The organism is Roseateles sp. P5_B10 (assembly GCF_056400485.1).
Map to the genome: position 1 here is coordinate 1 of NZ_JBFULE010000625.1, position 3,137 is coordinate 3,137.

The following is a 3,137-nucleotide window of genomic DNA, read 5'->3' on the forward strand; positions in this document are numbered from 1 at the left end:
TCCGCACCCAGGGAATACAGCGCAAATGGCTGCCCGTTCGCGCCAGGCAGCGAATAGAGGTAGGCGTGCTGCCAGGGATCCAACGGCACATCGGCGTCAAGATACGGGCCGCGCCACCTGGTCGCCAGGGCCGTATCGGCGGGCTGCTTCGCCAACAAGCTCAAGCCCTCTTCGGCGGTCGGGTAACGACCAATATCAAGCCGCACGTTCTCCACAGCGCCGCGCAGCATCTTGATCTGCGTGGTGGCTGTGATGACCTTGGATTGATCCACCTTGCTAAACAGCCGTGGCCCAACCAAGCCTGCGATCAACCCGATGATCACAAGCACCACCAACATTTCAAGCAAAGTGAAACCGATTTCGCTCCGACCGGCCATCCGGCGAAGTGTGCGCGAAGGCTGCAGTATGGACATCGTCATCTCAGGTTCAGAAGCATTGGATTGTAAGGGGCGCACCCGACACGACTTACTCGACGCCGTCGCTCAGTCGCCGGGCAGATGACCGCGGGCAACGAGTCGCTGGCGGTAAACAGCTCAATACAGAACGAAAAAAGCGCCCCGAAGGGCGCTTTTAGATTTCGCTTGCGCGAACTCTGTGCTTAGTTCGCCGGACGCGACAGCGTGTAGCTGTTCAGGTCGCTCGACGACGTCGTGGCGGTACCCTTCTTCAGGATGTTCATGACGCCTTCGATCTTGGCCTTCGGGGCTGCGACAGTGATCTTGAAGCCCAGACGGGTATCCGTACCAGCCACCAATCCCGAGATAGACGGGCAGACCTCGATCGCATTGATGAACAACTGCTTACCAGCGATCAGCGAGAAGTTGGAGTTGCCGGCACCGCAAGAACCGCCGTTAGCCAAAATCGGCGTGACGACAACAGAGGCCGGATCACCCGTGTGTGAGCTGGTCAGCACAATGCGGGAGATGTAGTCAGGGTTGATCGTCGTGAACGGTGCGGTCAGCTCGGTGCCATCGCGGTCGATAGAACCCAGGGCCTTGTCGCCGAAGCTGGCAGACGTCGTGCTGGCGGCAGCAACAACGACCACTTGAGCCTTGTACGGGCCGGCCGAGGGGATCTGGCTAGTGCCATCAACCACGTAGCAAACCGCGGCGCCAGCCTGTGCGGTCGTGTTGATCACGAATTCGGCACCGGTGCCCGAGGGCACGGTGTTCGAATTGATCTGCGAGCCGGAACCGGTCGAGCAGTCACCATCGGAGTCCAGGTACACGCTGGTCTTCTTGGCAGCGTCATTGGCACCTGCGCGGATCGAGAAATCGCCGGTAAGAACGATCTTCGTGCCAGCAGCCACCAGGTCCGCGAAAGCAACAGCAGTGCCATCACCCTTCTTGACGGCCGTCTTGTCCACGGTCAGGGTGCCAATCTTGGCTTGGTCAATAGCAACGTAGCCACCACCCGTCTTGAACTTCTTGAACGACGTTTCCACGTCAGCCGTCGTTGTCGGCGTGGAGTCGACCGTGTATTGCAGGCCGGTGCTGAACTGGGCGGCGTCAGCAGACACGCTCGACAGCAGGGCCGTGTTGGACGCGGTCGTGCCTTGAGCGGAAGTTGCCGTTTCGTGCAGCGAGTACTTGATCTGCACAGAAGCGGTCGTGGCGGTCACGTTCAGTTCTGCAATCTTCAGCTTGACAGCAGCAGAGGCCGACAGGTCGGAACCAGCGGTGATCTGATAGACAGCGAATGCTTGACCAACGCCACCGCCCTGAACGAGCGAAGCGCCGGAAATGCCACCGCCGCCGACGTCGATGTCGGTACCGATGACCGGAGCAGCCGCCAGAGACGAAGCAGTGAACTTGGCATTGGTCAGGTCAAAGCGGATGTAGCGCGTTTGGCCAGTCGAAACGCCGAAGCCAAGCTGGTTCGTCGTGTTCAGCTTGTTCGCACCACCAGTCAGCGCTGCGTACGTCAGCTCCTTGGCATAGGTCTGAGCGCCGGTATTGGCGTCAAGATCGATGGTGGAAGTGATGGCGGCGAACGCCGAACCCCCAACCAGCGCACCGATCGCCAGAGCGGTCGCCTTCAACACATATTTTTTCATTCGGTGAACTCCACAAAGGTTATGGAAAGAGAGAGTAATGATTCGCGAATCACACGTGTACTAAATTGCACGCCGAAACATTCTAGACCACGCTTTTAAGCGCCTGTCAACGAAACGATAGCCGTGCGGGTAAACACCCTGATCGCGGTTACGCGCTTAGCTAGCCGCTCCAGCAATTCAGCGCGTCTTGAATGCTACGCGGGCCGCCTCCCATAACGAGGCCGCCGTACGGCTGCGTTGCCAACACGAGACACAGAAATGGACGCGATGCGGCTTTCGCCACAACTTCATACTGTTACTCAATGCGCATCAACGGCATCGCGTGGCCTGAGGACGAAGAGCGGCACACGGGCAGGCGCAAACGCTTGCTGGCTCGCGATGGCGACGAACGGCGGTGCATGGTCACCGACAACGACGACCAGAGGTGCAGTCTGCAGGTTCGTGAGCCCTACTTCGAGATTCGCAAGCAACACGCCGAACTGGGCTACCAATTCGCAGGCTGTGTTGGTGACGTGGTCCTCGCCACAACGTCCGATCAAATCCCCTGGCAGAGGACTGCCGTCCTTGCGCAGCGGCAAGTGCGTATCCAGCGTCAATGCGTAGACGAAGCGCTGCGGCGCGTCGACAAGTGTCAGGGCTTGCCTGAGCACTACAGCGTCGCAAACGCCGGGGAAGGCGTGATTGCATCCATGCTGCAGCCCATCGGCAAACGGCCATGGTCGCAGACCAATGCGTGGCCACCAGTCCTGGCGATCGAACATCCGCATGGTGAAGCCATGCAGGCCATGGACCTCACTTCCCGCCTCCAAGGCGAGTTGGGGCAGACACCTCGACGCAGTTTCGGGTGTAAGACGTGAATAGTGCCCATTGACTCCGCACAAGGTCCGGAGCTCGCCGCGCGTGGTGGATCCAAAGAAGTCCTCATCCACCTCGTCGACCTGCCAGCGTGCGCCAAGCCGCTCGGTGATGAACTGCCGACGCAGCCAGTCGTCCACTTTCGGTGCATTGAGTCGCCCCATCGATTCCACGACAACGACGAGCACGCTGCCCTGCGGGTGCTCTTGCATCCATGCAAGGATGG

3 protein-coding genes are annotated in these 3,137 nt (G+C 59.7%); all 3 read right to left on the minus strand.

Features of this window, described 5'->3' with window-relative positions:
• Positions 1–413 (minus strand): type II secretion system major pseudopilin GspG (gene gspG / locus AC1DU6_RS24985; protein WP_477860368.1); only part of this gene is annotated, 413 nt, incomplete at its 3' end.
• Positions 414–598: 185 nt separating this feature from the next.
• Positions 599–2,056: a hypothetical protein gene (locus AC1DU6_RS24990; RefSeq protein ID WP_477860370.1), complete on the minus strand. Its 1,458-nt coding sequence runs from the start codon at positions 2,054–2,056 to the stop codon at positions 599–601.
• Positions 2,057–2,355: 299 nt separating this feature from the next.
• Positions 2,356–3,137, minus strand: a 782-nt coding sequence (locus AC1DU6_RS24995; protein ID WP_477860372.1) for an alkaline phosphatase family protein, incomplete at its 5' end; no start/stop codon positions are given.